Below are 26,159 nucleotides of genomic sequence, written 5' to 3' on the forward strand. Positions count from 1 at the left end.
TTCATCCTGGGCCTCCTGGGCCTGCTCGTCCTCAATCTCTTCCTGGGCCCGATCGCCATCGCCCTGGCCTCGGTCGCCCTCTGGCGGCGCACGGCCCGCCCCGGCCGCGCCTACCTCGGCCTGGCCCTGGGCATCGCCGACCTCCTGGTCCTGGCGGCCTTCATCCAGGCGGACTCGACGATCTCCTGGAGCTTCTGACCGACCGCGGGCCGACCGCGGGCCGACCGCGGGCCGACCGCGGGCCGACCGCGGGCCGACCGCGGGCCGACCGCGGGCCGACCGCGGGCACCTTGAGGCGAGGCCGACTACCCGGCCCCGTAGAATCGTCGCCACCATGGCATACCTCGACCACGCCGCGACGACCCCGATGCTTCCCGAGGCGGTCGAGGCACTCACCGCGCACCTGGGCATCACCGGCAACGCCTCCTCCCTCCACGCAGCCGGCCGCCGGGCCCGCCGCACGGTCGAGGAAGCCCGTGAGACCCTCGCCGAAGCGCTCGGCGCCCGCCCCAGCGAGGTCGTTCTCACCTCCGGCGGCACCGAGGCCGACAACCTCGCGGTCAAGGGCCTGTACTGGTCCCGCCGCGCCGCCGACCCGGCCCGCACCCGCGTCCTGGCCAGCCCCGTCGAACACCACGCGGTCCTCGACGCCGTGCACTGGCTCGGCGAACACGAGGGCGCCACGGTCGAGTACCTGCCGGTCGACCCCCACGGCCGCGTCCACCCCGACGCCCTGCGCGAGGCGATCGCCCGCAACCCCGACGACGTCGCCCTGGCCACCGTCATGTGGGCCAACAACGAGATCGGCACCCTGATGCCGGTCCGCGAACTGGCGGACGTGGCGGCCGAGTTCGGCGTCCCGCTGCACGCCGACGCGGTCCAGGCCTTCGGCCAGGTCCCCGTCGACTTCGCCGCCTCCGGCCTCGCCGCGATGACCGTCACCGGCCACAAGATCGGCGGCCCGTACGGCATCGGCGCGCTCCTGCTGGGCCGCGAGTACACCCCCGTACCCGTCCTGCACGGCGGCGGTCAGGAACGCGACGTCCGCTCCGGCACCCTCGACGTCCCCGCCATCGCCTCCTTCGCGGTCGCCGGACGCCTCGCCGCCGAGCAGCGCGAGTGGTTCGCCCGCGAGATCGGCGCCCTGCGCGACACCCTGATCGACGCGGTCCGTACGGCCGTCCCGGACGCGATCCTCGGCGGCGACCCCGTGGACCGGCTCCCCGCCAACGCCCACTTCACCTTCCCCGGTTGCGAGGGCGACTCGCTCCTGCTGCTCCTGGACGCCCAGGGCATCGAGTGCTCCACCGGCTCCGCCTGCACCGCCGGGGTCGCCCAGCCCAGCCACGTCCTGCTCGCCACCGGCATCGCCCCCGACCTGGCCCGCGGCACCCTGCGCTTCTCCCTCGGCCACACCTCCACCGAGGCCGACGTCGAGGCCGTCGCCAAGGCCATCGGCCCGGCGGTGGAACGGGCCCGCGCGGCGGGACTGACGTGACGCCGAGACCCCGCGTCGGGCCGACGCGGGGTCTCGGAGAGGCGGGGTCGGGGAGCGGCCGAAGGCGCTAGCTCTCCGTCACCATCAGCGCCGCCATCATGCCCTCGTCCTCGTGCTGGAGCAGATGGCAGTGGAGCATGTACATGTACGTGTCGTCGGTGAAGTCGGTGAACTTCATCGCGATCTTGATGGAGCCGCCGCCGACCACCTCGTAGGTGTCGAACCAGCCGAGGTCGACGCCGGTGGGCGTCGAACCGTTGATCTCGATCAACTGGAACGGCACGTCGTGCAGATGGAACGAATGCTCCAACTGCGTACCGTTCTTGATCGTCCAGACCTCCTCGGCGTCCAGCGTGGTGCTGATCATCGCCATGCCGGACATGGTGGTGCCGACCGAGCCGTTGATCGTCATGTTCTGCCCGCTCTGGCCGAGGGAGATCGTCCGCGCGGTGAAGGCACTCGTGTCGTACCGGGTGATCGTGTTGAGCGCGCTCGGCAGGTCGGCGGGCGTGTCGGTGGCGTCCGGAGTCACCGTCAGGAAGTCGTACGTGCCGCTGCCGCCACGGATCCAGCCGGTCGTGACGACGGCCTGGAGCGTGACCGCGTCCGCGAGGTCGAGGACGAACTCGGCGCGCGCGCCGGCCACCAGCCGGATCGACGTCACCTCGGTGGGCGCGGTCAGATAGCCCTGGTCGGTGGCGATCTGGGTGAGCGTCCCGCCGTCGCTGCGCTGGACCGTCAGGATGTCGGCCGGCGAGGCGTTCAGCACCCGGAAGCGCGTGCGCGTCTTGGTGGCCGTGAACCCGAGGGTCGTCGAGTCGACGTTGGTGCCGTTGCACAGCAGCGGGTAGCTGAGGCTGGAGGCGAGATAGCCGCTGATGTTGTATTTGATGTCGCCGCTGCTGTCGGCCGCCAGGCACTGAAGGATGATCGGGATGTCGTCGACGCCGTAGTCGTTCGGCAGAGCGGTCGAGACGTCCGAGCCGTCGTCGACGATGACCATGCCAGCCAGTCCGTGGACGACCTGCTCGGCCGTGGTGCCCAGGGCGTGCGGGTGGTACCAGAGGGTCTTCGCCTCGTCCTTGACCTCGAAGGTCGGCGACCAGGTCACACCGTCCGCGAAGGCGTTCTGCGGGCCGCCGTCCATCTTGGCCGGGATGTGGGCGCCGTGGAAGTGGACCGAGGTGTCGGCGCCCAGGGTGTTGGTGATGTTCAGCAGGACCGTGTCGCCGGTGGTCCACTTCATGGTCGGGCCGAGGAACGTCCCGTTGTAGCCGGCGGTGGTGCTGCTGACGCCGCTGATCACCTCGTTCGTGCCGGTCTTCGCGGTCAGGGTGTAGGTGGTGGTGCCGTCGGCCGTGGTGCCCTCCAGCAGGTCGGGGATGGTGAGGGTGCCGGTCGCGTCGGCGGCGGCCGCCTTGTTGTTGTTGCCCGTCAGCAGCGAGAACGTCGCCCCGGCGGCCCCGACGGCGGCCAGCCCGGCCGCGCCGGCCATCCCGCCGAGGAACTTCCGCCGGTGCAGGCCCTTGCCGCGCCCGCCCTTGGACTCCTTCCCGTGCTCGTCCTTGACGCTCCGGCCGCTCCTCGCGTGGGCGCCCTTGGTCTGCCGTTCCGCGCCGGAGGCGGGATCTGTGGTGTCGGTCATAGCCGTGGAGCTTCGACCTAAGGCTTATGTAAAGACTGGGCCGAACCTAGGGGCGAGCCGAGGACGCTGTGCGACCGCCGTGCGCGCCGACCCCGTGTCAACCAGCCTCAAAGGACGCCGAGTTGACGGTTCGCAGGTCATGTTCGGGACAGGGGACACATCGGACGGCCGACGCTCACCGATCCTTCACGATATTCCAGCGGATGTGACCTGCGTCACTCTATGGACGGTTGGTGGGCGGCCGGTGGGTGGCCGGTGAACGGCCGGTGGATGGCTGGACGGCGCTCAGGCGGCAGCCGTCCGCGCCTCCCGCACGAGCCGCAGATACCGGTCCCAGTCCCAGTGCTTCCCGGGATCGGTGTGGTCCGTGCCCGGCACCTCCACGTGCCCGATGATGTGCTCGCGGTCGACGGGTATGTCGTACCGCCGGCAGATCGCGGCGGCCAGCCGCGCGGACGCCGTGTACATCGCGTCGGTGAAGTCCTTCGGCCGGTCCACGAAGCCCTCGTGCTCGATGCCGACACTGCGTTCGTTGTACGCGCGGTTGCCCGCGTGGTACCCCACGTCCAGCTCGCGGATCATCTGCGTGACGTGCCCGTCCCGGCCCACGATGTAGTGCGCCGCCGCCCGGTGCCCCGGGTCCTCGAACGCCTTCACCGCGCTCGCCAGATCGCCCTGGGTGACATGGACGACGATCATGTCGACCCCGTAGTCGTCCGGCCGGTCCGCCCAGCGGAAGTTGGCCTCCGACGCCGCCACCCACCGCGCGCCCCGGAAGTCGACCGCGCCCGCCACCCGCTGTCTGCGCACGCCGGGCAGCCGCCAGTACAACCGCGCCAGCTCGTCCCGCGCCAGTACTCCGGTGCCGGCCGCGGCCACCGCCCCGCCGATCAGCAGCGCGCGCCGCCCGATCCGCCGGTCGGAGTCACCCGTCCGCTCCCCCATACCCGTGCCCCTCCCGCCTACCGGTGCTGCCCTGCCCGCCCTTTTGCGCCCCTCGTGATCGTCAACGGATGTGCGCGGGCTGCGGTTCCCGGCGACCCGTACTCTGGAAGGGTTATGACTGAGACCTCGCAGCCCCGCCCCCTCCGCGTACTCGCCGCCATGTCCGGCGGGGTCGACTCCGCCGTCGCCGCCGCCCGCGCCGCCGAAGCCGGCCACGACGTGACAGGCGTCCACCTCGCGCTCTCCGCGAACCCGCAGTCCTTCCGCACGGGCGCGCGCGGCTGTTGCACCATCGAGGACTCCCGGGACGCCCGCCGCGCCGCCGACGTCATCGGCATCCCGTTCTACGTGTGGGACCTCGCCGACCGCTTCCGCGAGGACGTCGTCGACGACTTCGTCGCCGAGTACGAGGCAGGCCGCACCCCCAACCCGTGCCTGCGCTGCAACGAGAAGATCAAGTTCGCCGCGCTGCTCGACAAGGCGCTCGCGCTCGGCTTCGACGCGGTCTGCACCGGGCACTACGCGCAGGTCATCGTGCGCGAGGACGGCACCCGGGAACTGCACCGCGCCTCCGACATGGCCAAGGACCAGTCGTACGTCCTCGGCGTCCTGGACGACCGGCAGCTCGCCCACGCGCTGTTCCCCCTCGGCGACACGGTGACGACGAAGGACGAGATCCGCGCGGAGGCCGAGCGCCGAGGCCTGGCCGTCGCCAAGAAGCCCGACTCGCACGACATCTGCTTCATCGCCGACGGCGACACCCAGGGCTTCCTCGCCAAGCGCCTCGGCAAGGCGGAGGGCGCCATCGTCGACGAGTCCGGCACGAGGATCGGCTCCCACGAGGGCGCGTACGGCTTCACCATCGGCCAGCGCAAGGGGCTGCGCATCGGCACCCCGGCCGCCGACGGCAAGCCCCGCTACGTCCTCGACATCTCCCCGGTGAACAACACGGTGACGGTCGGCCCGGCCGCCGCCCTGGACGTGACGGCCCTGACCGCGATCAAGCCCCGCTGGTGCGGAGCGGCCCCCACCGGCCCCGGCACCTACACGGCCCAACTGCGCGCCCACGGCGGCGAGACCGAGGTGACCGCCGAACTGCTCGACGGCCGCCTGGAGGTCGCCTTCACCGAGCCCGTCCGGGGCGTCGCCCCCGGCCAGGCGATCGTCCTGTACGACGACACGCGCGTGGTCGGCTCGGCCACGATCGCGTCCACGGTACGGGCGACGGCCGGGGTGTCCTGACGGCACCGGTCCAAGCGCCGGTCTGCCGGCCTCCTGGCCTACTGGCCTACTGGCCGAAGAACTCGGCCAGTACCGGCGCGAGGACGTTCGGATCGACCATGTGGGTCTGCCCTTCGAGCGTCCGGTACGTCCCCTGCGGGACCGCCTCCGCGACCGCGCGCACGGCCTCGCGCAGCCACGGCGCGCTCGCCCCGCCCGCCACGCCCAGCACGGGCACACCGACCGACGCCAGCCGCTCCCGGGGCACCCGCCCGTCGCCCATGACGGCGTCGTCGTAGGCGAGGGTCGGCGCGATGGCCTCCATCCCCGCCCACATCGGCGCTCGCCGGGCCCCCTGGATCATCTCCTCGGCCAGCCCCGTCAGCCGCAGGAACAACTCGACGGCGTCCCCGCGCCGCCCGCGCGCGAGCGCCTCGGTGAGCCGCGCGGTGTACGTGGCGCGTTCCGCCGCCGCCTCCTCGTCGACGGCGAACGGGGTCTCGTACACGGCCACTCGGCGCACCGGCAGCCCGTCGGCCGCCGCCCGGAGCACCAGCGCGCCGCCCGACGAGACGCCGTACAGCGCCGCCTCGCCGCCCGCCGCGTCGACGAGGGCCGCCAGGTCCTCGACCTCGCGCTCCACCGCGTAGGGCGCCGTGTCGCCGCTCTCGCCGCGGCCCCGGCGGTCGTACCGCAGGACGGTGAAGCGGTCCGCGAGCAGCCCGGCCAGGGGGGCCACGGTGGAGCCCGTGGACATCGCCCCGCTCACCAGGATGACCGCGGGGCCCTGTCCGGCGCGGGTGTACGCGAGTTCGGTGCCGTCACGGGAAATGGTCTTCTTGTCCATGCCTGTGCAGACTGCCGCACGGCATGGCGCTCATCGCCCTACGACACCTCGACTTCGTAGAAGCAGAGATGGTTCTTGATCTCGGCGACGTCCGGCTTGGGGTCGGGATATGCCCAGACGAGATCGGGCGCGTCGGGCAGCGACCAGTAGGACGCCGTGCCCTTGAAGGGGCAGTGGGTGTGGGTGTCGGAGGGGGTCAGGAGGTCCAGGCGTACGTCCTCGGGGGGCAGGTAGTACCGCACCGGACAGCCCGTCTCGCGCAGGACGAGTGCCCGGTCGCTCTCCGCCAGGACGTGCCCGCCGTGGACGACCCTGACGTGCCGGCCGTCCCGCTCGATCGTGATCGTGTGTCCCTGGGTCATGCCCGGAAAAGCACTCGCAGGCCCCCGGTTGTTCCCACGTACGGTGGCGGCATGCGCATCTGTGTCTTCCTCTCCGCCGCCGACCTCGACGACCGGTACACGCGCCCCGCGCGCGAGTTCGCCGAACTGCTGGGCAAGGGCGGCCACACGCTCGTCTGGGGCGGTTCCGACGTCGGCCTGATGAAGGTCGTCGCGGACGGCGTGCAGGAGGCGGGCGGCCGGCTGTGCGGGGTGTCGGTGGACTTCCTGAGGGACCGGACGCGCCCCGGGGCCGACGAGATGGTCATCGCGAAGGACCTGGCCGAGCGCAAGAAGCTGCTGCTGGAGAAGGCCGACGCGGTCGTCGTCATGGTCGGCGGCACGGGCACGCTGGACGAGGCCACCGAGATCCTGGAGCTGAAGAAGCACGGCCACACCGACAAGCCGGTCGTGCTGCTGAACACCGCGGGCTTCTACGACGGCCTCAAGGAGCAGTTCCGCCGCATGGACGACGAGGGCTTCCTGCCCCGCCCCCTCACCGACCTGGTGTTCTTCGTGGAGGAGCCGGTGGGCGCACTGGCCTACCTCGAAGAGAGCCAGGGCATCGAGTAGCGGCTCGTTGATGCGAGCATGGCGGGCATGGCTACTCATGTGATCACCGGAGCGGGCTCCGGCATCGGTGCGGCCGTCGCCCGCCGCCTGCACGCGCGCGGGGACGAACTCGTGCTGCACGCGCGCGATGCGGGCCGCGCGAAGGAGCTGGCGGCCGAGTTCCCCGGCGCGCGCACGCTCGTCGGAGACCTGGCCGACCCCGACAAGCTGAGCTGGGCCTTCTCCCACCAGACGCTCCCGGACCGGGTGGACTCCCTGCTGCACATCGCGGGCGTCGTCGACCTCGGCCCGGTCGGCGACCTCACCCCCAAGTCCTGGCGCCACCAGCTCAACGTCAACCTGATCGCCCCCGCCGAGCTGACCCGGCACTTCCTGCCCCAACTCCGGGCCGCCCGGGGCCATGTGGTGTTCGTGAACTCCGGCGCGGGCCTGCGGGCGAGCGCCGACTGGTCCGCGTACGCCGCCTCCAAGCACGGCCTGAAGGCCCTCGCCGACGCGCTGCGCGCCGAGGAGCACGGCCACGGCGTCCGCGTCACCTCCGTCTACCCCGGGCGCACCGCGAGCCCCATGCAGGCCAAGGTCCACCAGCAGGAGGGCAAGGAGTACGACCCGGGGGAGTGGATCGACCCCGAGTCCGTCGCGACGACCATCCTGACGGCCGTCGACCTGCCCAGGGACGCGGAGATCAACGACCTGACGGTACGACCGGGTCGGTGAGGCCGGGGCGGTGAGGCCGGCCTCCGGGCGTACGTAGGCTTCACTCGTGAACGCACATTTCAGTTTCGGCCCCGCCACCGGCATCGGTTCGCTGCCGGGCGGCGACGCCCGTGAGGCCGCCAAGACCGTCACCGGGTCCTTCGACGACTTCCCGTTCCTCGCCGAACTGCCCTCCCGGGGCCCCGGCGCCGACATGATCGGCCGCACCGCGGGGCTCCTCGTCGAGCTGTACGCGCGCGTGGAGCCCAGCGGGTGGCGGATCGGCGACCGGCCGGGCCGGGACACCCACCGGGCCCGGTCCTGGCTGAGGGAGGACCTCGACGCGCTGGAGGAGTTCACGCAGGGCTACGAAGGCCAGGTCAAGGTGCAGGCAGTCGGCCCCTGGACGCTCGCCGCCGCGCTGGAGACGAAGAACGGCGAGGCGGTGCTCCGCGACCCCGGCGCCTGCCGCGACCTCGCCGGCTCCCTCACCGAGGGCCTGCGCGAGCACCTCGCCGAGGTCCGCCGCCGGGTGCCCGGCGCGCAGGTCGTGCTCCAGCTCGACGAACCCTCCCTCACCGCCGTCCTGCGCGGCCGGGTCAGGACCGCCAGCGGCTACCGCACCTACCGCGCCGTCGACCGGCAGCTCGTGGAGAGCACCCTCAGGGACGTCGTCGGCGTACAGGGCGAGGACCCCGTCGTGGTCCACTCGTGCGCGCCGGAAGTCCCCTTCGCGCTGCTGCGCAGGGCCGGCGCGGCGGCCGTCTCCTTCGACTTCTCGCTGCTCACCGAGCGTGACGACGACGCGCTCGGCGAGGCGGTCGAAGCCGGCACCCGGCTGTTCGCCGGTGTCGTGCCCGGCACGGACGCGGCATTGTCAGACCCTGCCGGTAGCGTCATGGGTGTCAGGATGCTGTGGCGCAGGTTGGGGCTGCAACCGGGGCTTCTCACGGAGGCGGTCACGCTCACGCCGACGTGCGGCCTCGCGGGGGCTTCCCCCGCGTACGCCCGCCAGGCCCTCGCCCACTGCGTCCGGGCGGCGAGATCACTCGCGGACAACCCTGAGTAACGGGAGGACAACACGGTGGCCGGCGACAGGCAAGCGGAGACGGCGGTGCCCAGCGAGGCACGGGAGCAGCACGCGCAGCTCGCCGAGCAGATCGAGGAGCACCGCTTCCGGTACTACGTGAAGGACGCTCCCGTCGTCAGCGACGCGGAGTTCGACAGACTCCTGCGTGCCGTGGAGGCGCTGGAGGAGGAGTACCCCGAGCTGCGCACCCCCGACTCGCCGACCCAGAAGGTCGCGGGCGCGTACGAGACGGAGTTCACGGCCGTCCAGCACCGCGAGCGCATGCTGTCGCTCGACAACGCCTTCGAGGACCTGGAGCTCGCGGCCTGGGCCGAGCGCGTCCACAAGGACGTCGGGGCCTCCGTCCACCACTTCCTGTGCGAGCTGAAGGTCGACGGCCTCGCCGTCAACCTCACGTATGAGAACGGCCGTCTCACGCGCGCGGCGACCCGCGGCGACGGCCGCACGGGCGAGGACATCACGCCCAACGTGCGCACCATCGCGGAGATCCCGGACCGCCTCACGGGCGACGGGGTGCCGTCCCTGGTGGAGATCCGCGGCGAGGTCTACTTCCCGATGGAGAAGTTCGAGGAGCTGAACGCCCGGCTGGTCGAGGCCGGCGACAAGCCCTTCGCCAACCCGCGCAACGCGGCGGCCGGTTCACTGCGCCAGAAGGACCCGCGCGTGACCGCCTCCCGCCCGCTGCACATGGTCGTGCACGGCATCGGCGCCCTCGAGGGGTACGAGGGCCTGGGCCGCCTCTCCGAGGCCTACGAACTCCTCAAGTCCTGGGGCCTGCCCACCTCCCCGCACAACGAGATCGCCGACGACCTCGACGCCGTACGCCGGTTCATCGCGAACTACGGCGAGAACCGGCACTCGGTGGAGCACGAGATCGACGGGGTGGTCGTCAAGCTCGACGAGATCCGGTTGCAGGGGCGGCTCGGCTCCACGGCCCGCGCGCCGCGCTGGGCGATCGCGTACAAGTACGCGCCGGAGGAGGTCAACACCAAGCTCGTCAACATCCGCGTGGGCGTGGGCCGTACGGGCCGGGTGACGCCGTACGCGCAGGTCGAGCCGGTGACGGTGGCCGGTTCCGAGGTGGAGTTCGCCACCCTGCACAACCAGGACGTCGTCAAGGCCAAGGGCGTCCTGATCGGCGACACCGTGGTGCTGCGCAAGGCCGGTGACGTGATCCCGGAGATCCTCGGCCCGGTCGTCGATCTGCGCGACGGCAGCGAGCACGAGTTCGTGATGCCGTCCGAATGCCCCGAGTGCGGCGCTGCGCTGCGGCCGATGAAGGAGGGCGACGTCGACCTGCGCTGCCCCAACGCCCGTACCTGCCCGGCCCAGTTGCGCGAGCGGCTGTTCTACCTGGCCGGCCGAAAGGCGCTGGACATCGAGCACTTCGGGTACGTCGCGGCGGCCGCGCTCACCAAGCCGCTGGAGCCGGAGCGGCCGCCGCTGGCCGACGAGGGCGACCTCTTCGACCTCACCATCGAGCGGCTGCTGCCGATCCGGGCGTACGTCCTCGACCAGGACAGCGGGCTGCCCAAGCGGGACCCGAAGACCGGCGAGGAGAAGATCGCCACGGTCTTCGCCAACCAGCAGGGCGAGCCGAAGAAGAACGCGCTGGCCATGCTGGAGACCATCGCCGCCGCCAAGGAGCGCCCGCTCGCGCGCATCCTCACCGGTCTGTCGATCCGTCATGTCGGGCCGGTCGCGGCCGAGGCGCTGGCCCGTGAGTTCCGCTCGATCGAGCGCATCGAGCAGGCCACCGAGGAGGAGTTGGCGGCCACCGAGGGCGTCGGTGCCATCATCGCGGCCTCGCTCAAGGAGTGGTTCGCCGAGGAGTGGCACCAGGAGATCCTCCGCAAGTGGAAGGCCGCCGGCGTCCGCATGGAGGAGGAGAGCACCGGTGCGGACGAAGGGCCGCGCCCCCTCGAAGGGCTGACGGTCGTGGTCACCGGCACCCTCGAACACTTCACCCGGGACGGCGCCAAGGACGCCCTCCAGAGCCGCGGAGCGAAAGTGACCGGTTCTGTATCGAAGAAGACGTCTTTCGTCGTCGTAGGCGACAACCCTGGGTCGAAGTACGACAAGGCGATGCAACTCAAGGTGCCGGTCCTGAACGAGGACGGTTTCACCGTCCTGTTGGAGCAGGGCCCCGAGGCGGCGACCGAAGTCGCCCTGCCCATCGAGGAGTAGCCAGGAGCAGCGGGGAGCGGCGAGCAGCGGCGGGGAGCGGCGAAGAAGGCGCAACAGAGGCGAACAGTGGCGGTTGAAGGCCACCCGATCGGCGCATACCAGATGCATAAGGGTGGCCGGGGCGCATTCGGGCAACCGTCGACGACCGCTGCCCGTGGAAGCCTTCTGCGGCCTACTGTTGAGATGTGCGCCCGCCGTGCCCGACTGCGGTCGGGGCATTCCCGTGCTCCTGGCGAGCAGGGGAATGGGCACCGCCGGCTGTGAGAGGGACGGGAATGGAACCGACCGAGAGCGCCGCCCCGGAGTCACGGCTGCGCCGACGCCGGGCCGTCGGCGTCTGGTGGGGGAGGTGGACGGCGCGATCCGCCCGACACCACCCGGCCACGGAACCGTACGCACCCCACACCGCGCCCCCTACGGCGGCGCACTCCGCGCCGCCCCCCGCACCCCCTTCCGCGTGGCCCACCGCCCCGCAGCCCACGCTCAACTACCCCGGAGTCGCCGCGTCACACCCCGGGCTGCCCGGCGCCGAACCCGACCCCGACCGGCACCCGTCCTGGCTCGCACTGCCCGCCGGGGTCGTCTCGGCGGCCGCTCTCGCCCTAGGCGTCGGCCTCTACCACGCCTTCGACGACGACCACGCGCTCTTCCCGTCCGGCACCGCCGGCTGGGCCCTGGCCCTGCTGGCCGGCGTCATCGTCGGCCACCTGGTGCTGCTCGGCCGCGCCCGCTGGTGGGGCGGCACCGGCTCCGGCGCCGCCCTCACCCTCGGCGTCCTGCTGCTGTACGGCTGGGTGCCGGCCGGCCTGGTCAGCCTCACCGTCGTCGTCCTGGTCGGCATAGCCCGGCGCCACCGCTGGCGGCAGGGCGTCCTGCACGGCGCGGTGGACATCCTCGGCATCGGCGCGGGCGCGCTGCTGCTGGCCGCCTGCGGCCGGGTGCCGTCCGTCGAGCGCCCCTGGACCCCCGACACCTGGACGGTCTACACCGGCCCCCAGGTGGTCGTGGTGGCCGTCGCCTACCTCGCCGTCACCCGCGTCCTGCTCTGGTACCTGAACGCGCCGCGCTCCGGCGGACTGCCCACCGTCGCCCGTACGGCCCTGGTCAGGCAGGGGTTGGTCGCGGTCGCCCTGCTCGGCATCGGCCCGCTGATCTGCGTGGTCGCCGTCGCCAAGCCGATCCTGCTGCCGCTGTTCGCGATACCGCTCATCGCCCTCGACTCCACCCTGTGGATAGCCCGCGCCCGCGCCGAGGAACAACTGCGCGACCCGCTGACCGGCCTGCCGAACCGTCAGTGGCTCCTGGAACGCATCTGGACCGCCCTGGACGACGCCGAGCGCATCGGCGCCCGGGCCGCGCTCATGCTGATCGACCTCGACCGGTTCCGTTCGGTCAACGACACCCTCGGGCACCTCGCCGGTGACCGGCTCCTCCTCCAGATAGCCGAGCGGCTGCGGCTCGCCCTGCCGCGCGGGGCGGAGGTCGCGCGCCTCGGCGGCGACGAGTTCGCCGTCTTACTCCCGGTCGCCGACTCCACGACCTCGGCGTCCCGGATCGCCCGCGCGCTGGTCTCCGACCTCAGCTCGCCGCTCGACCTCGACGGGCTCACCCTCGTCCTGGAGGCCAGCGCCGGAGTCGCCGTCTTCCCCGACCACGCACTCGACGCGGAGGGCCTGCTGCGCCGGGCCGACGTGGCGATGTACCAGGCCAAGCGGGACCGTACGGCGGTCGAGGTGTACGAGTCCAAGCGTGACTCCAACACCCCCGACCGGCTCGGCCTGCTGGGCGACCTGCGGCGCGCGCTCGACGCGCACGAGGTGCAGTTGCACTACCAGCCGAAGGTCCGCTTCGACGGACAGGTGGCGGGGCTGGAGGCGCTGGTCCGCTGGGTGCACCCGGAGCGCGGGAAGGTGCCGCCGGACGAGTTCATAGCGATCGCCGAGTCGTCGGGCCTGATGCCGCACCTCACGGAGTACGTGCTGGAGACGGCGCTCGCCCAGGTCGCCCGGTGGCGGGCCCAGGGGCTGTACGTGCCGGTCGCGGTCAACGTCTCCCCACGCGACGTCCACACGCCGGGCTTCGCCGGATCGGTGGCCGCGCGGCTGGCCCGGCACGGCGTTCCGGCGGGCTCGCTCCAACTGGAGATAACCGAACACGTCCTCCTGGAGGACCCGCAGCGCGCCGCCGCCACCCTCAACGGGCTGACCGGACACGGCGTGAAGATGTCCCTGGACGACTTCGGCACCGGCTACTCGTCCCTGGTGCACCTGCGCCGGCTGCCGGTCAGCGAGCTGAAGATCGACCGTTCCTTCGTGGCCCGGCTGGCCGTCGACAACGAGGACGCGGAGATCGTGCGCTGCACGGTCGACCTCGCGCATTCCCTGGGACTGCTGGTGGTCGCCGAGGGCGTCGAGGACGACGAGACGTGGGAACGCCTGCGGGACCTGGGCTGCGACGCGGTCCAGGGCTGGCTGGTGGCCGCGGCGATGCCGCCCGAGGAGACCACGGCGTGGCTGCGCGCCCGCGGCTCCCGAGGCTGGCAACGCCCCGCGGCGGCCCTCCCGGCAGCCACCACCGACGACTGACCACCACCCCACCCGTTCAGCTCGCCCCTCACCCCACCCCCGCCGCGAAGTGGCCGGTCAGCAGGCGTAGGCGTTGGTCGTGGGCGTGTTCAGGGAGGCGGCCGCTGCGCATCAGGGTCACCAGGCCGTGCAGGCCCGCCCAGTAGGTCTCCGTGAGGAGGCCCGCCTCGTCGTCCGTCGCCGCGAGCGGCGCGACCGCCGCCACCAGTTCGCCGAAGGCGTCCCACAGGGCGGCCGGGGCCTGCGCACTGGCGAACGGGAGGTTCACGGTGTGCGTGAACATCGCGTCGTACAGGGCGGGCCGGCGCCGCGCGAAGGCGGTGTACGCCTCGCCGACCGCCGCCAGCCCCGCGCGCGCGTCCGCCGCCCCGCTCCGCGCCGCCCGCAGCTCCGCCCCCAGCTCCGCGAAGCCCTCCACCGCGACCGCCGCCATGATCGCGTCCTTGCCCTTGAAGTGGCTGTACAGGACGGGCTGGCTGTACTCGATCTCCGCCGCGAGGCGGCGGGTGGTGACCGCGTCCCAGCCCTCCGCCTCCGCCAGTGCACGAGCCGCCGTGACGATCAGTTGCTCGCGCTCCGCTCGTTCGCGCTCTCGGCGCGTCTGAATCGACATGCCTCGGATTCTAGCAGCGCTAGCCATTCTTTCGATGCTCTGTTAGCTTCGCTATTTCTGCTAGCGCCGCTAGGGGCGCTGGAGAGCCACACCGAGAGGGATCCGTCGTGACCGTCACCGCCTACACCCTGGCCGCCGTGCTCGACCTGTTCATCCTGTTCATCGGGGCCCGCTTCCTGTTCCGGCCCGGCCCCGCCGCCGCCGGCTACGGCGTACCGGCCGACCCGACCGGCGACGCCGCCGCCTACCTCGCGATCAAGGGCGTCAGGGACGCCGCCCTCGGCGTCCTCGGACTGGCGCTGCTCGCCTTCGCCGGCGCCACCGCCGGGGCCTGGTTCATGCTCTGCGCGGCGCTCGTGCCGCTCGGCGACACCGTGATCGTCCTGCGGCACGGCGGAACCAGGGCCGTCGCGTTCGGAATCCACTTCGCCACGGCCGTCGTCGTACTCGTCAGCGCCGGACTGCTCTTCGCCGTCTGACCGGTCCGCCGACCGAACCGGTCGGTCGCCCTCTCCGAGGCCGCGCCGCACCTCCGCCGGGCAAACCGTTTCACGGGCACCCGGCCATGCCCCCTAGGATTGGCCCCACACCACACACTCACTCACTCCACCCCAGAGGAACGCTGCATGCCTGGCATCACGCGCGAGGAGGTCGCCCACCTCGCCCGGCTGGCGCGTCTGGAGCTGAAGCCCGAAGAGCTCGAACACTTCGCGGGACAGCTTGACGACATCATCGGCGCGGTCGCCCGCGTCAGCGAGGTCGCCGACCAAGACGTACCGCCGACCTCGCACCCGCTCCCGCTGACCAACGTCATGCGGGCGGACGAGGTCCGTCCGTCGCTCACCCCCGAGCAGGCGCTCTCCGGCGCCCCGGCCCAGGAGCAGCAGCGTTTCAAGGTGCCGCAGATCCTGGGGGAGGACTAGAAAGTCATGACGGACAACGTCACCATCATCAAGCTCACCGCCGCCGAGACCGCCGCGCGGATCGCCTCCGGCGCACTCACGGCCGTCCAGGTCACCGAGGCCCACCTCGCCCGCATCGAGGCCGTCGACGAGAAGGTGCACGCCTTCCTGCACGTCGACCGCGAGGGCGCGCTCGCCCAGGCGCGCGCCGTCGACGCCAAGCGCGAGCGCGGCGAGAAGCTCGGCCCGCTGGCCGGCGTCCCCCTCGCGCTCAAGGACATCTTCACCACCGAGGGCATCCCGACGACCGTCGGCTCGAAGATGCTGGAGGGGTGGATCCCGCCGTACGACGCCACCCTCACCAAGCGTCTGAAGGCCGCCGACGTCGTCATCCTCGGCAAGACCAACATGGACGAGTTCGCCATGGGGTCCTCCACCGAGAACAGCGCCTACGGGCCCACCGGCAACCCCTGGGACCTCACCAAGATCCCCGGCGGCTCCGGCGGCGGTTCCTCCGCCGCGCTCGCCTCCTTCCAGGCGCCGCTGGCCATCGGCACCGACACCGGCGGCTCCATCCGCCAGCCGGCCGCCGTCACCGGCACGGTCGGCGTGAAGCCGACGTACGGGGCGGTCTCCCGCTACGGCATGGTCGCCTTCTCGTCCTCCCTCGACCAGGGCGGGCCCTGCGCCCGTACGGTCCTGGACGCGGCGCTGCTGCACGAGGTCATCGCCGGGCACGACCCGCTGGACTCCACGTCCATCGACGCCCCGGTCCCGCCGGTCGTCGAGGCCGCCCGCAACGGCAGCGTCGAGGGCATGCGCGTCGGCGTCGTCAAGCAGTTCCGCGGCGAGGGCTACCAGGCCGGCGTCATCCAGCGGTTCGACGAGTCCGTCGCGCTGCTGAAGGAGCTGGGCGCCGAGATCGTCGAGCTGGACTGCCCGTCCTTCGACCTCGCCCTGTCGGCGTACTACCTGATCGCCCCGTCCGAGTGCTCGTCCAACCTCGCCCGCTTCGACGGCCTGCGCTACGGCCTGCGGAGCGGCGACGACGGCACCCGTTCGGCCGAGGACGTCACCTCCCTCACCCGGGAGGCGGGCTTCGGCCCCGAGGTCAAGCGCCGCATCATCCTCGGCACGTACGCCCTGTCGAGCGGCTACTACGACGCCTACTACGGCTCCGCCCAGAAGGTCCGCACGCTCATCACGCGCGACTTCGAGAAGGCCTTCGAGCAGGTCGACGTGATCGTGTCGCCCACGACGCCGACCACCGCCTTCCCGATCGGCGAGCGCGCCGACGACCCGATGGCGATGTACCTGGCCGACCTGTGCACCATCCCGACCAACCTGGCGGGCAACGCCGCCATGTCGCTGCCCTGCGGTCTCGCCCCGGAGGACAACCTCCCGGTCGGCCTGCAGATCATCGCCCCGGCGCTGAAGGACGACAGGCTGTACAAGGTCGGGGCCGCCGTCGAGGCCGCCTTCGTGGAAAAGTGGGGTCACCCGCTCCTCGAGGAGGCACCGTCGCTGTGAGTGCACTGAACAAGGCCAAGGGCTTCAAGAAGTCCAGGTCCGGCACGTACCTGTCCATGGCCACCACCGCCTTCAGCGCGCTGAGTGTCGCCAAGCAGATCAAGAGGGCCCGGGCCGAGCAGGACACCCTGCGGCTGGTCGACGCCACCGTCTCCGCGGTCGCGATCGTCACCGGCCTCGCCATCCTGTACCGCGAGCTGAAGCGGCTGGGCGACGACGACGTCCTGCTGGGCTGAGAGGGAAGTTTTCACCGTGACCACCACGACCGACGAGTTGGTGTCGTACGAGGACGCCCTGGCGACGTACGACCCCGTCATGGGCCTCGAAGTCCACGTCGAACTCGGCACCAAGACCAAGATGTTCTGCGGCTGTTCGACCGAGCTGGGCGCCGAGCCCAACTCGCAGACCTGCCCCACCTGCCTCGGCATGCCCGGCGCGCTCCCGGTCGTCAACGCGATCGGCATCGAGTCGGCGATCAAGATCGGTCTCGCGCTGAACTGCGAGATCGCCGAGTGGTGCCGCTTCGCCCGGAAGAACTACTTCTATCCGGACATGCCGAAGAACTTCCAGACCTCCCAGTACGACGAGCCGATCGCCTTCAACGGCTACCTCGACGTCCAGTTGGAGGACGGCGAGACCTTCCGCGTGGAGATCGAGCGCGCCCACATGGAGGAGGACACCGGCAAGTCGCTGCACGTCGGCGGCGCGACGGGCCGTATCCACGGCGCGTCCCACTCCCTGCTGGACTACAACCGGGCCGGCATCCCGCTCATCGAGATCGTCACCAAGCCGATCGAGGGCGCCGGCGAGTGCGCTCCCGAGGTGGCGAAGGCCTACGTCCGTGAGCTGCGCGAGCTCATCAAGGCGCTCGGCGTCTCCGAGGCCCGGATGGAGATGGGCCAGATGCGCTGCGACGTGAACCTGTCGCTGCGCCCGCACGGCCGCGAGAAGTTCGGCACCCGCAGCGAGACCAAGAACGTCAACTCGCTGCGCTCCGTGGAGCGTGCGGCCCGCTTCGAGATCCAGCGGCACGCGGCCGTGCTGAACGCGGGCGGCACGATCATCCAGGAGACCCGCCACTTCCACGAGGACACCGGGTCGACGACCTCGGGCCGCGTGAAGGAGGAGGCCGAGGACTACCGGTACTTCCCGGAGCCCGACCTCGTGCCGGTCGCCCCGTCCCGCGCGTGGGTCGAGGAGATCCGCGCCGGGCTGCCGGAGCTGCCGCTGGCCCGCCGCAACCGGCTCCTCGCGGACTGGGGCATCGCCGCCACCGACATGCAGTCGATCCTCAACGCCGGCGCGCTGGACCTGATCGTCGCCACGATCGACGCCGGCGCGGACGCGGCCTCCGCCCGCAAGTGGTGGATGGGCGAACTGGCGCGCAGCGCCAACGAGTCCGCCACCTCGCTGGACGAGCTGGCCATCACGCCCGAGCAGGTCGCCCGGGTCACCGCGCTGGTGAACTCCGGCGACCTGAACGACAAGCTGGCCCGGCAGGTCATCGAGGGCGTCCTCGCGGGCGAGGGCACCCCGGACGAGGTCGTCGTCAAGCGCGGGCTGAAGGTCGTCTCCGACGAGGGCGCGCTCACCACCGCCGTCGAGGAGGCCATCGCCGGCAACCCGGGCATCGCCGACAAGATCCGCGGCGGCAAGCTCGCCGCGGCCGGCGCGCTCGTCGGCGCAGTGATGAAGGCCACGCGCGGGCAGGCCGACGCGGCCCGCGTCAAGGAACTCATCCTGGAGAAACTGGGCGTCAGCGAGGGCTGAGGCCCGCGAGATCCCCACAGGGGTGCACCGGACATCGGTGCACCCCTCTCGCGTTCCGGGCCGGACGCGCTACGCTCGCCCGCCATGAGTGCACGAACCGACTCCGAACCCCACAGCGGCACAGAAGAAAGCGACATAGCGGACCCGGAAGACGACCCGGACGAGGAGTACGGCACCGAGGACGCCCGGCGGGCCCGCTGGACGGCGACCGGCGCCGGAGCGCTGCTCACCCTCGCCGGCCTCGCCGCGTCCCTCCTGCGCCTCACCGGCCCCGCCCCGGCCCTGGTCCCGGCGGCCTACGCCCTCGGCGCGGCCGTCTGCGCCTGCGCCGCCCTGCTGGGCGCGCGCGGCCGCACCCGGCGCGCGCTGTGGCTGCTGATCGTCGGGGTGATGGTGATGGCGTTCGGCGACCAGCTCGACTGACCTCGCCCTCCTGCGCGCGGCGTTGACACGTGCCCGACGTGGCCTGACACCGCGGCCGTTATTGTCCTGTGATCTGTCTCCCACTCCTGTGAAAAGACACACGAACGCATCAAACGATCTTTCACTCCTGTCAGAGTGGGCTCGCATCGCTCATACGTTCTTTGCGGGCTTTTCAGTTCACGCACGACTGTTCCCGGCCAAAGATCCACAATTCAGCCCCCGGGAGCGCGTCCGTGGCAGCCCTCGCACGTTGGTGTGTACGCAACCGCCTCGCCACGATCCTGCTCTGGCTCCTCGCCCTCGGGGGCACCGCCACCGCCGCCGTCGTCACCGGCACCGCCTACTCCAACGACTACGAGGTCCCCGGCACCGAGTCCGGCCACGCCACCCGGCTGCTGACGGACGGCTTCCCGGACCTCGGCGGCGACAGCGACACCGTCGTCTGGCACACCGCCGCCGGCACCGTCCGCGCCGCCGCCGTCGAACAGACCATGACCCACGCACTGGAGAAGATCGCCGACCTGCCCGGCGTCGCCTCCGTCGCCGGCCCCTACGACGACCAGGGCAGCGACCGCATCAGCAAGGACGGGCACACGGCGTACGCCACCGTCGTCTTCGAGGACCGCGCCGAGGACATCGACAAGGCCGAGGCACAGGCCGTCGTCGACACCGCCGAGGCCGCCCGGAGCGACGGACTCCAGGTCGAGCTGGGCGGCAGCGCGATCGCGCTCACCGAGCCCTCCGGCGGGCATCTCGCCGAGGTCGTCGGAGTGGTCGTCGCCGCGCTCGTCCTGTTCCTGGCCTTCGGGTCGCTCGCCGCCTCGCTGCTGCCCATCGCCACCGCGCTGGTCGGCGTCGGCACCGCGTACGCCGGGATCGCGCTCCTCGGACACGCCATGACCGTCGCCGACTTCGCCCCCATGCTCGGCATGCTCATCGGCCTCGGCGTCGGCATCGACTACGCCCTGTTCATCGTCACCCGGCACCGGCGCGGCCTGAAACGCGGCCTCACGGTCGCCGAGGCCGCCACCAACGCCGTCGCCACCACCGGCCGCGCCGTCGTCTTCGCGGGCGCCACGGTGTGCATCGCGCTGCTCGGCATGCTGATCCTGCGCCTGAGCTTCCTCAACGGTGTGGCGATCGCCGCCTCCCTCACCGTCGTCCTCACCGTCGCCGCCTCCGTCACGCTGCTGCCCGCCCTGCTGTCCCGCATCGGCCTGCGCGCCCTCAGCCGCCGCGAACGCCGCAGGCTCGCCGACCACGGGCCGCAGCCGGAGCCGCCGACCGGGCTCGCCGCCCGCTGGTCGGCGTTCGTCGAGCGCCACCCCAAGCTGCTCGGCACGCTCGCCCTCGTCGTCATCGCCGTCCTCGCCCTGCCCACCTTCTCCCTCCGCCTCGGCACCTCCGACCAGGGCAACGCCCCTCGGTCGGCCACCACCCGCCAGGCCTACGACCTTCTCGCCGAAGGCTTCGGCGCGGGCGTCAACGGCCCGCTGACCCTGGTGACCGGCGTCCAGGGCGCCGAGGACCGGCTCGCCCTCGACAACCTCGACACCGCCCTGCGCACCACCGAGGGCGTGGCGTCGGTGACCCCGGTGACCTTCGACTCCGACGGCCACACCGCGTACCTCACCGTCGTACCGGAGTCCGCCCCGCAGTCGCAGCGCACCAGCGAACTCGTCGACCGGCTGCGCACCGAGGTGCTGCCCCGCGCCGAGGCCGGCACCTCCCTCGACGTGCAGGTGGGGGGCGTGACAGCGGGCTACGACGACTTCGCGGACGTCATCGTCGGCAAGCTGCCGCTGTTCGTCGGCGTCGTCATCGGCCTGGGCTGTCTGCTGCTCCTGCTCGCGTTCCGGTCCGTCGGCATACCGCTGAAGGCCGCCGTGATGAACGTCGCCGCCGTCGCCGCCGCGTTCGGCATCGTCGTGGCCGTGTTCCAGTGGGGATGGGGGAGCGAACTGCTCGGCCTCGGCCGCGCGGGGCCCATCGAGCCCTTCCTCCCCGTGATCATGGTGTCGGTCCTCTTCGGCCTCTCCATGGACTACCAGGTCTTCCTGGTCGGCCGGATGTACGAGGAGTGGCTCGAGACCGGCGACAACCGGCGCGCCGTCCGCGTCGGCCTCGCCGAGACCAGCCGGGTGATCAACTCCGCCGCCGTCATCATGATCTCCGTCTTCCTCGCCTTCGTCCTCAGCGGCGACCGGGTGATCGCCATGTTCGGCATCGCGCTCGCCGCCGCCGTCGCCCTCGACGCGTTCGTCCTGCGCACGCTGCTGGTGCCCGCGCTCATGCATCTCCTCGGCGGCGCCAACTGGTGGCTGCCCCGCTGGCTCGAGAAGCGGCTGCCGCGCATCAGCATCGAACCGCCCGAGTGCCGCGCCGCCCATGAGAGGCTCGCCGCAGTGGTGCCGACGCAGGCACTGGAGAAGGAGCCGCGGGCGGATGTACGCGATATCGCTGGGTGACGACGGAGCCGAACTGCGCCCCCTGGAGCCCTGGCACGCCGAGGAGTTCCTCGCCCACCTGGAGCGCGGCCGGGAGTTCATCAACCAGTACGTCCCCTTCGGCGCCAAGGCCACCGACGCGACCGGCGCGCGCGAGGTGCTCCAGCGGTACGCGGATATGCGCGCCGCCGACACCGGCTCCCTGCACGGCCTGTGGCTGGACGGCACGCTGGTGGGCGGGGTGCTCTTCCTGAACTTCGACGCGGCGGACGGCAACTGCGAGGTCGGCTGCTGGCTGGAACCCGCCGGCACCGGGCGCGGTCTGGTCACCCGGGCGATCCGGGTGCTGATCGACTTCGCCGTCGACCAGCGCGGGATGCGGCGCGTCGAGTGGTGCGCGTCGGCGGGGAACACGCCCAGCCTGAACGTCGCCCGGCGGCTGGGGATGACCCGCGACGGCGTACGCCGGGAGGCCTACCCCTATCGTGGGGTGCGGCACGACCTCGAAGTGTGGTCCGTGCTGGCCCAGGAGTGGCGCGAGGCACGCGCGCGCGGCGCTCACAACGATCATTAAGGGACCTCTCAGAGAGCGTCCGTACGGTGCGAGGTATGGGAACCAAGACTGTTGACGAGGCCGGCGCCGAGCCCGGCACCGAGGCGAAGACCGACGAGGAGAAGGTGGACGTCACCAAGACCGACGCCAAGACCGCCGCCACGGACGAGGTGACCGAGGAGGCCACGGACTCCGAGGCCACGGACTCCGACGAGCTTGTCGCCGAGGAGGACGAGGACGCGGTCGAGGACGCCGCCGTCGCCGACTCCACCGGCGTCGGCCAGGGCGCGGGCGCGGTCGTCGCCGCCGTGCTCGGCTTCGTGTCGCTCACCGGTAGCTGGATCGGCACCGTCGCCGGGGCCCGCCAGGGCATCGTCGGCCAGTTGCAGGTGCAGAGCTCGCCGACCCAGAGCGTCGCCAAGACGATCGACGCGGTCTATGTCGACGCCTGGCACACCACCGCCATGTGGGCCGGCCTGTTCGCGCTGGCCGCGCTGGTCACCGGCGTCGTCGTGCTGGCCCGCCCGGCCTTCGGCAGTCCCGCCCGCCCGCAGGCGTCCTGGATCAAGTCGGTCTCCTGGGCGGGCATCGCGCTCGGCGTCATCGGCCTGCTGCTGGCCGTCCTCAAGTACACCGACGCCATGCTCGACATGTCCTCCGTAGGCTGAGTCACCGCAGGTCACGAGGGGTCTTAGAGCCGGCCGTAAGCACCTTACGGCCGACCTGAGGCCCCTCGGCTGCGTCTAAGGCACCCCCGGTCGCCGAAGATGCGGAACTCTCCCGATGTGGCGGACCCCGCCGGGACACGAAGGTGGATGCGTCGGTACCGACAGAGGTACCGGCGAGACCCGTCTTCCCCAGGGGGCATCCACCATGAACGCGTACGAGCTCCAGCAGGCCCGTTCCGCCGAACTGCTCCGCCAAGCCGAACATGAGCGCCTCGCCCGTGAGGCCGTCCGCACCGGTCGCGCCGCCCGCCGCGATGCCGCCGAACGCGCCACCGCCGAGCGGTCGGACGGCGACGCCGAGAACGAGCCGCATACCCCGCGCCTGCGTCGGCTCCGCTTCGCCCGGCCGTCGTGAAGGCCGGGGCGAGGACGGGCGACCGCATGCCTCCCCTCCCGATCCCGGCGATATCCACTGGGCCGTCCGCACCCCCGCGTGCGATGCTCGCCCCCGTGCAGACCAGGTCCGTCAGCCCCGTCTTCGTCGGTCGCGCCGACGAGCTGGACACCCTGAACGCCGCGCTCTCCCGGGCCACGGCGGGGGAGCCGCAGGCGCTGCTCATCGGGGGCGAGGCCGGGGTCGGCAAGAGCAGGCTCGTCGAGGAGTTCGCCGTCACCGCCCGCAGGCAGGGCGCCGTCGTCGCGGTCGGCGGCTGCGTCGAGATCGGCGCCGACGGACTGCCCTTCGCCGCGTTCTCCACCGCCCTGCGCGCCCTGCGCCGCGCCCTTCCGGACGAACTGTCCGCCGCCGCGACCGGCCAGGAAGAGGAACTCGCCCGGCTGCTGCCCGAACTGGGCGAGACCCTCCCCGCCCGAGGCCCCGCCCAAGGCCCCGGCCAAGGCCCAGGTCGCCCCGGCCGCCCCGAAGAGGAGGGCATCGCCCGCCTCTTCGACCTCACCGCCCGCCTCCTGGAACGCGTCGCCGCCGACCGTACCCTCGTCGTCGCCCTGGAAGACCTGCACTGGGCCGACGCCTCCACCCGCCACCTCCTCTCCTACCTCCTGCGCACCCTGCGCACCCTGCGCACCGGCCGCCTCGTCGTCCTCGCCACCTACCGCGCCGACGACATCCACCGCCGCCACCCGCTGCGCCCCCTGCTCGCCGAACTCGACCGGCTGCGCACCGTCCGACGCCTCGAACTTGCCCGCTTCACCCGCGCCGAGACCGGCCGCCAGATCGCCGGCATCCTGGCCCGCGAACCCGACCCCGGCCAGGTCGACGCCATCTTCGAACGCTCCGACGGCAACGCCTTCTTCGTCGAGGAACTCGCCGTCGCCGCCGACCAGGGCTGCCGCACCGGTCTCACCGACACCCTGCGCGACCTGCTGCTCGTCCGAGTCGAGGCGCTGCCCGAGAGCGCGCAGACCGTCGCCCGGATCGTCGCCGAGGGCGGCTCCACCGTCGAGTACCGGCTGCTCGCCGCCGTCGCCCGGCTCGCCGAGGACGATCTCCTCGAGGCCCTGCGCGCCGCCGTGGGCGCCAACCTGCTGCGCGCCACCCCCGACGGCGACGGCTACCGCTTCCGGCACTCCCTGGTCCGCGAGGCCGTCGGCGACGACCTGCTCCCCGGCGAACGCGCCCGCCTCAACCGCCGCTACGCCGAGGCCCTGGAGGCCGACCCGACACTCGTCCCCGCCGACGAGCACGCCATGCGGCTGGCCAGCTACTGGTACCACGCCCACGACCCGGCCAAGGCCCTCCCCGCCGTCCTGGACGCCTCCGTCGAAGCCCGCTCCCGACGCGCCCACAGCGAACAACTCCGGCTCCTGGAACGGGCGATGGAGCTGTGGGAGGCCGCCCCCGAGGAGGTACGGGCCGCCCTGCGCTCCGTCGGCCAGGCCACCACCACCCCGCCGCGCTACCTCGACCTCATGGCCGAGGCCGCCGTCGCGGGCCGCTACTGCGGGGAACGCGAACGCGCCCTGAAGATCACCAAGCGCGCGCTGCGCCTGCTGGACGACGAGGACGACCCGCTGCGCGCCGCCTGGTTCTGGGTGCAGCGCTCCCGGCTGGTGCACTCCCTGGGCCGGGGCAGCGGCCGCGAGGAACTGACCACCGCCCAGGACCTGGTACGCGGCCTGCCGCCCAGCCATGTGCACGCCGAGGTGCTCACCCACGTCGCCAACTGGTGCATGGTCCACCTGCCCGGCCCCGACACCTACCAGGCCGCCGAACGGGCCGTGGAGTACGCCCGCATGATCGGCGCCCGCGAGACCGAGCTCGACGCCCGCCAGATCCTCGGCGTCCTCAAGGTCGAGGCCGGCCACATCGACGCCGGACTGGCGGAACTGCACCAGGTCAGGGACCAGGCCCTCGCCGAGGACCTGCCCTCCGTGGCGCTGAACGCCTACGCCAACCTCCCCACCGAACTGGAGGCGGTCGGCCGCTCCAGCGAGGCCGTCCCGATCCTGGAGAAGGGCGTCGACTTCGCCAAACGGCACGGACCGCCCGACGCCGAGGCCTGGGTGTGGGGCAACCTCGCCGAGTCCCTCCTCTCCCTGGGCCGCTGGGACGAGGCCGACCGCGCCTGCACCGCCGTCGGACGGTTGGCCCAGGGCGCGGCGGTCCGAGGCTGGCACGCCACCCTCCGCGCCGAACTCGCCCTCGCCCGCGGCGACCTCACCGAGGCCGACCGCCAACTCGCCGCAGGACAGGCCTCCTTCGGCTCCCACGCACACGCCCCCCAACACCGTCTCCCGCTCACCCGCCTCGCCATCGGACTCGCCGCCGCCCAGGGCCACCCGCTGGACGCCCGCGCCCACCTCGCCCCCGTCCTCGACCAGGGCTTCCCGCCCGGCACCCAGCGCTACGCCTGGCCCCTGCTGCTCGCAGCCGCCTCCGCCGAGGGCGACGCCCGCGCCCTGCCCGCCGCCGAGCCCGGTCGCGCCGACCTCCTCGGCCGCCTCCGCACGGCCGCCCGGCAGCTCGCCACCATCGCCCCCGTCTGGCGGGCCCACGAACGCTGGGTCCGCGCCGAGCTGCTGCGCGCCGAGGGCCGCACCGACCCCGACGACTGGTCCGAGGTCGTCGCCGCCTTCGAACGCCTGGAACGCCCCTACGACCTCGCCCGCACCCGCCACCGCCTGGCCGAGGCCCTGCTCGCCACCGGCGGCGCCGACGACGAACGCGACCGGGCCGCCGAGCTGCTGCGCCTCGCCCACGCGGTCGCCGCCCACCTCGGCGCGGCCCCTCTCACCGACGCCGTCACCCGCCTCGCCCAACGCGCCCGCCTTCCCCTTTCCGGCACCGCCCGGACACCCTCCACCGACCCCCTCGACCCCCTCGACTCCCTCGGCCTGACCAGCCGGGAACGCGACGTCCTGCGCCTGGTCTGTGCCGGCCGCACCAACCGCCAGATCGCCGAGGCCCTCTTCATCTCCCCGAAGACGGCCAGCGTCCACGTCTCGAACATCCTGTCCAAACTCGACGTCACCGGCCGCGGAGAGGCAGCGGCCCTGGCCCATCGGCTGCGCCTGTTCCCGCCGGGGGCGGGGGAGCGGGTGGCCGCGCGATAATGGCGGTGCCACC

The 26,159-nt window shown here is 72.3% G+C and carries 24 protein-coding genes; 19 read left to right on the forward strand and 5 right to left on the reverse strand.

The features are described 5' to 3' along the window. Positions 1 to 198, forward strand: a 198-nt coding sequence (locus BMZ82_RS33010) for a DUF4190 domain-containing protein (RefSeq protein WP_093781082.1), incomplete at its 5' end; no start/stop codon positions are given. A gap of 136 nt (positions 199 to 334) precedes the next feature. Further along, complete coding sequence (locus tag BMZ82_RS33015) at positions 335 to 1,498, forward strand: cysteine desulfurase family protein (RefSeq protein WP_093781083.1); 1,164 nt, start codon at positions 335 to 337, stop codon at positions 1,496 to 1,498. Between the two features lie 67 nt (positions 1,499 to 1,565). Here BMZ82_RS33015 and BMZ82_RS33020 read toward each other — a convergent pair whose 3' ends face one another. Both BMZ82_RS33020 and BMZ82_RS33025 read right to left on the reverse strand, forming a co-directional pair. Continuing rightward, on the reverse strand, positions 1,566 to 3,143 hold the full coding sequence (locus tag BMZ82_RS33020) for a multicopper oxidase family protein (RefSeq protein WP_093781084.1): 1,578 nt from the start codon (positions 3,141 to 3,143) through the stop codon (positions 1,566 to 1,568). A 285-nt stretch (positions 3,144 to 3,428) separates the two neighbouring features. Beyond that, positions 3,429 to 4,088, reverse strand: coding sequence for an N-acetylmuramoyl-L-alanine amidase (locus BMZ82_RS33025; RefSeq protein ID WP_093781085.1), 660 nt, complete (start codon positions 4,086 to 4,088; stop codon positions 3,429 to 3,431). A 114-nt stretch (positions 4,089 to 4,202) separates the two neighbouring features. Here BMZ82_RS33025 and mnmA point away from each other — a divergent pair, with 114 nt between their 5' ends. After that, positions 4,203 to 5,330, forward strand: a complete 1,128-nt coding sequence (gene mnmA / locus BMZ82_RS33030; RefSeq protein WP_093781086.1) for a tRNA 2-thiouridine(34) synthase MnmA — start codon at positions 4,203 to 4,205, stop codon at positions 5,328 to 5,330. 46 nt (positions 5,331 to 5,376) lie between these two features. On the opposite strand, the gene BMZ82_RS33035 is transcribed toward mnmA, so the two are convergent. Then, entirely contained in the window at positions 5,377 to 6,156 is a 780-nt protein-coding gene (locus tag BMZ82_RS33035; protein WP_093781087.1) for an alpha/beta fold hydrolase, read from the reverse strand. Between the two features lie 38 nt (positions 6,157 to 6,194). Then, complete coding sequence (locus BMZ82_RS33040; protein WP_093781088.1) at positions 6,195 to 6,518, reverse strand: DUF427 domain-containing protein; 324 nt, start codon at positions 6,516 to 6,518, stop codon at positions 6,195 to 6,197. A gap of 51 nt (positions 6,519 to 6,569) precedes the next feature. On the opposite strand from BMZ82_RS33040, the gene BMZ82_RS33045 reads away from it, so the two are divergent. The 5 genes from BMZ82_RS33045 (at position 6,570) to BMZ82_RS33065 (ending at position 13,667) form a co-directional block, all read left to right on the forward strand. Continuing rightward, a complete protein-coding gene (locus BMZ82_RS33045) occupies positions 6,570 to 7,109 on the forward strand; it encodes an LOG family protein (RefSeq protein ID WP_093781089.1) in 540 nt (179 codons plus the stop codon). Between the two features lie 18 nt (positions 7,110 to 7,127). Then, positions 7,128 to 7,826 (forward strand): SDR family oxidoreductase, encoded by a 699-nt coding sequence (locus BMZ82_RS33050; RefSeq protein WP_093781090.1) that lies wholly within the window; start codon positions 7,128 to 7,130, stop codon positions 7,824 to 7,826. Between the two features lie 46 nt (positions 7,827 to 7,872). Continuing rightward, positions 7,873 to 8,874, forward strand: a complete 1,002-nt coding sequence (locus tag BMZ82_RS33055) for a methionine synthase (protein WP_093781091.1) — start codon at positions 7,873 to 7,875, stop codon at positions 8,872 to 8,874. A 15-nt stretch (positions 8,875 to 8,889) separates the two neighbouring features. Continuing rightward, positions 8,890 to 11,082 (forward strand): NAD-dependent DNA ligase LigA, encoded by a 2,193-nt coding sequence (gene ligA / locus BMZ82_RS33060; RefSeq protein ID WP_093781092.1) that lies wholly within the window; start codon positions 8,890 to 8,892, stop codon positions 11,080 to 11,082. A gap of 275 nt (positions 11,083 to 11,357) precedes the next feature. Further along, positions 11,358 to 13,667 carry a putative bifunctional diguanylate cyclase/phosphodiesterase gene (locus BMZ82_RS33065; RefSeq protein ID WP_093781093.1) on the forward strand — a complete coding sequence of 770 codons (2,310 nt, stop codon included), beginning with the start codon at positions 11,358 to 11,360 and terminating at the stop codon, positions 13,665 to 13,667. A gap of 28 nt (positions 13,668 to 13,695) precedes the next feature. On the opposite strand, the gene BMZ82_RS33070 is transcribed toward BMZ82_RS33065, so the two are convergent. Then, positions 13,696 to 14,280: a TetR/AcrR family transcriptional regulator gene (locus BMZ82_RS33070; RefSeq protein WP_093781094.1), complete on the reverse strand. Its 585-nt coding sequence runs from the start codon at positions 14,278 to 14,280 to the stop codon at positions 13,696 to 13,698. 107 nt (positions 14,281 to 14,387) lie between these two features. On the opposite strand from BMZ82_RS33070, the gene BMZ82_RS33075 reads away from it, so the two are divergent. From BMZ82_RS33075 to BMZ82_RS33125, 11 genes are all read left to right on the forward strand, one after another. Next, positions 14,388 to 14,759: a DUF4267 domain-containing protein gene (locus tag BMZ82_RS33075; RefSeq protein ID WP_093781095.1), complete on the forward strand. Its 372-nt coding sequence runs from the start codon at positions 14,388 to 14,390 to the stop codon at positions 14,757 to 14,759. Positions 14,760 to 14,906: 147 nt separating this feature from the next. Then, positions 14,907 to 15,203 carry an Asp-tRNA(Asn)/Glu-tRNA(Gln) amidotransferase subunit GatC gene (gene gatC, locus BMZ82_RS33080; protein WP_007384860.1) on the forward strand — a complete coding sequence of 99 codons (297 nt, stop codon included), beginning with the start codon at positions 14,907 to 14,909 and terminating at the stop codon, positions 15,201 to 15,203. A 6-nt stretch (positions 15,204 to 15,209) separates the two neighbouring features. Further along, complete coding sequence (gatA, locus tag BMZ82_RS33085) at positions 15,210 to 16,712, forward strand: Asp-tRNA(Asn)/Glu-tRNA(Gln) amidotransferase subunit GatA (protein WP_093781096.1); 1,503 nt, start codon at positions 15,210 to 15,212, stop codon at positions 16,710 to 16,712. Continuing rightward, positions 16,709 to 16,948 carry a hypothetical protein gene (locus BMZ82_RS33090; RefSeq protein WP_093781097.1) on the forward strand — a complete coding sequence of 80 codons (240 nt, stop codon included), beginning with the start codon at positions 16,709 to 16,711 and terminating at the stop codon, positions 16,946 to 16,948. The genes gatA and BMZ82_RS33090 overlap by 4 nt, the downstream gene beginning before the upstream one ends. Before the next feature lie 16 nt (positions 16,949 to 16,964). Continuing rightward, complete coding sequence (gene gatB, locus BMZ82_RS33095; RefSeq protein ID WP_093781098.1) at positions 16,965 to 18,482, forward strand: Asp-tRNA(Asn)/Glu-tRNA(Gln) amidotransferase subunit GatB; 1,518 nt, start codon at positions 16,965 to 16,967, stop codon at positions 18,480 to 18,482. Positions 18,483 to 18,566: 84 nt separating this feature from the next. After that, complete coding sequence (locus tag BMZ82_RS33100; protein ID WP_093781099.1) at positions 18,567 to 18,905, forward strand: hypothetical protein; 339 nt, start codon at positions 18,567 to 18,569, stop codon at positions 18,903 to 18,905. Between the two features lie 233 nt (positions 18,906 to 19,138). Next, positions 19,139 to 21,373, forward strand: coding sequence for an MMPL family transporter (locus tag BMZ82_RS33105; RefSeq protein ID WP_093781100.1), 2,235 nt, complete (start codon positions 19,139 to 19,141; stop codon positions 21,371 to 21,373). Then, the gene (locus BMZ82_RS33110) at positions 21,351 to 21,926 is read left to right on the forward strand and encodes a GNAT family N-acetyltransferase (protein WP_093781101.1); all 576 of its coding nucleotides are present in this window, start codon (positions 21,351 to 21,353) and stop codon (positions 21,924 to 21,926) included. Before BMZ82_RS33105 ends, BMZ82_RS33110 begins: the two co-directional genes overlap by 23 nt. Before the next feature lie 35 nt (positions 21,927 to 21,961). Beyond that, on the forward strand, positions 21,962 to 22,573 hold the full coding sequence (locus BMZ82_RS33115) for a hypothetical protein (protein WP_093781102.1): 612 nt from the start codon (positions 21,962 to 21,964) through the stop codon (positions 22,571 to 22,573). Positions 22,574 to 22,778: 205 nt separating this feature from the next. After that, on the forward strand, positions 22,779 to 22,988 hold the full coding sequence (locus tag BMZ82_RS33120; protein ID WP_093781103.1) for a hypothetical protein: 210 nt from the start codon (positions 22,779 to 22,781) through the stop codon (positions 22,986 to 22,988). A gap of 83 nt (positions 22,989 to 23,071) precedes the next feature. Next, positions 23,072 to 26,146 carry a helix-turn-helix transcriptional regulator gene (locus BMZ82_RS33125; protein WP_093781104.1) on the forward strand — a complete coding sequence of 1,025 codons (3,075 nt, stop codon included), beginning with the start codon at positions 23,072 to 23,074 and terminating at the stop codon, positions 26,144 to 26,146. Positions 26,147 to 26,159 lie beyond the last annotated feature (13 nt).

This window comes from Streptomyces sp. yr375 (assembly GCF_900110755.1).
GTDB lineage: Bacteria > Actinomycetota > Actinomycetes > Streptomycetales > Streptomycetaceae > Streptomyces.

Coding starts and splice junctions, on each gene's coding strand:
- BMZ82_RS33025 (WP_093781085.1), bottom strand. CDS start 4,088: ATGGGGGAGCGGACGGGTGACTCCGACCGGCGGATCGGGCGGCGCGCG.
- BMZ82_RS33120 (WP_093781103.1), top strand. CDS start 22,779: ATGAACGCGTACGAGCTCCAGCAGGCCCGTTCCGCCGAACTGCTCCGC.
- BMZ82_RS33020 (WP_093781084.1), bottom strand. CDS start 3,143: ATGACCGACACCACAGATCCCGCCTCCGGCGCGGAACGGCAGACCAAG.
- BMZ82_RS33065 (WP_093781093.1), top strand. CDS start 11,358: ATGGAACCGACCGAGAGCGCCGCCCCGGAGTCACGGCTGCGCCGACGC.
- mnmA (WP_093781086.1), top strand. CDS start 4,203: ATGACTGAGACCTCGCAGCCCCGCCCCCTCCGCGTACTCGCCGCCATG.
- BMZ82_RS33125 (WP_093781104.1), top strand. CDS start 23,072: ATGCTCGCCCCCGTGCAGACCAGGTCCGTCAGCCCCGTCTTCGTCGGT.
- BMZ82_RS33110 (WP_093781101.1), top strand. CDS start 21,351: ATGTACGCGATATCGCTGGGTGACGACGGAGCCGAACTGCGCCCCCTG.
- BMZ82_RS33115 (WP_093781102.1), top strand. CDS start 21,962: ATGGGAACCAAGACTGTTGACGAGGCCGGCGCCGAGCCCGGCACCGAG.
- BMZ82_RS33050 (WP_093781090.1), top strand. CDS start 7,128: ATGGCGGGCATGGCTACTCATGTGATCACCGGAGCGGGCTCCGGCATC.
- BMZ82_RS33015 (WP_093781083.1), top strand. CDS start 335: ATGGCATACCTCGACCACGCCGCGACGACCCCGATGCTTCCCGAGGCG.
- BMZ82_RS33070 (WP_093781094.1), bottom strand. CDS start 14,280: ATGTCGATTCAGACGCGCCGAGAGCGCGAACGAGCGGAGCGCGAGCAA.
- gatC (WP_007384860.1), top strand. CDS start 14,907: ATGCCTGGCATCACGCGCGAGGAGGTCGCCCACCTCGCCCGGCTGGCG.
- BMZ82_RS33040 (WP_093781088.1), bottom strand. CDS start 6,518: ATGACCCAGGGACACACGATCACGATCGAGCGGGACGGCCGGCACGTC.
- BMZ82_RS33035 (WP_093781087.1), bottom strand. CDS start 6,156: ATGGACAAGAAGACCATTTCCCGTGACGGCACCGAACTCGCGTACACC.
- gatA (WP_093781096.1), top strand. CDS start 15,210: ATGACGGACAACGTCACCATCATCAAGCTCACCGCCGCCGAGACCGCC.
- BMZ82_RS33045 (WP_093781089.1), top strand. CDS start 6,570: ATGCGCATCTGTGTCTTCCTCTCCGCCGCCGACCTCGACGACCGGTAC.
- BMZ82_RS33100 (WP_093781099.1), top strand. CDS start 18,567: ATGAGTGCACGAACCGACTCCGAACCCCACAGCGGCACAGAAGAAAGC.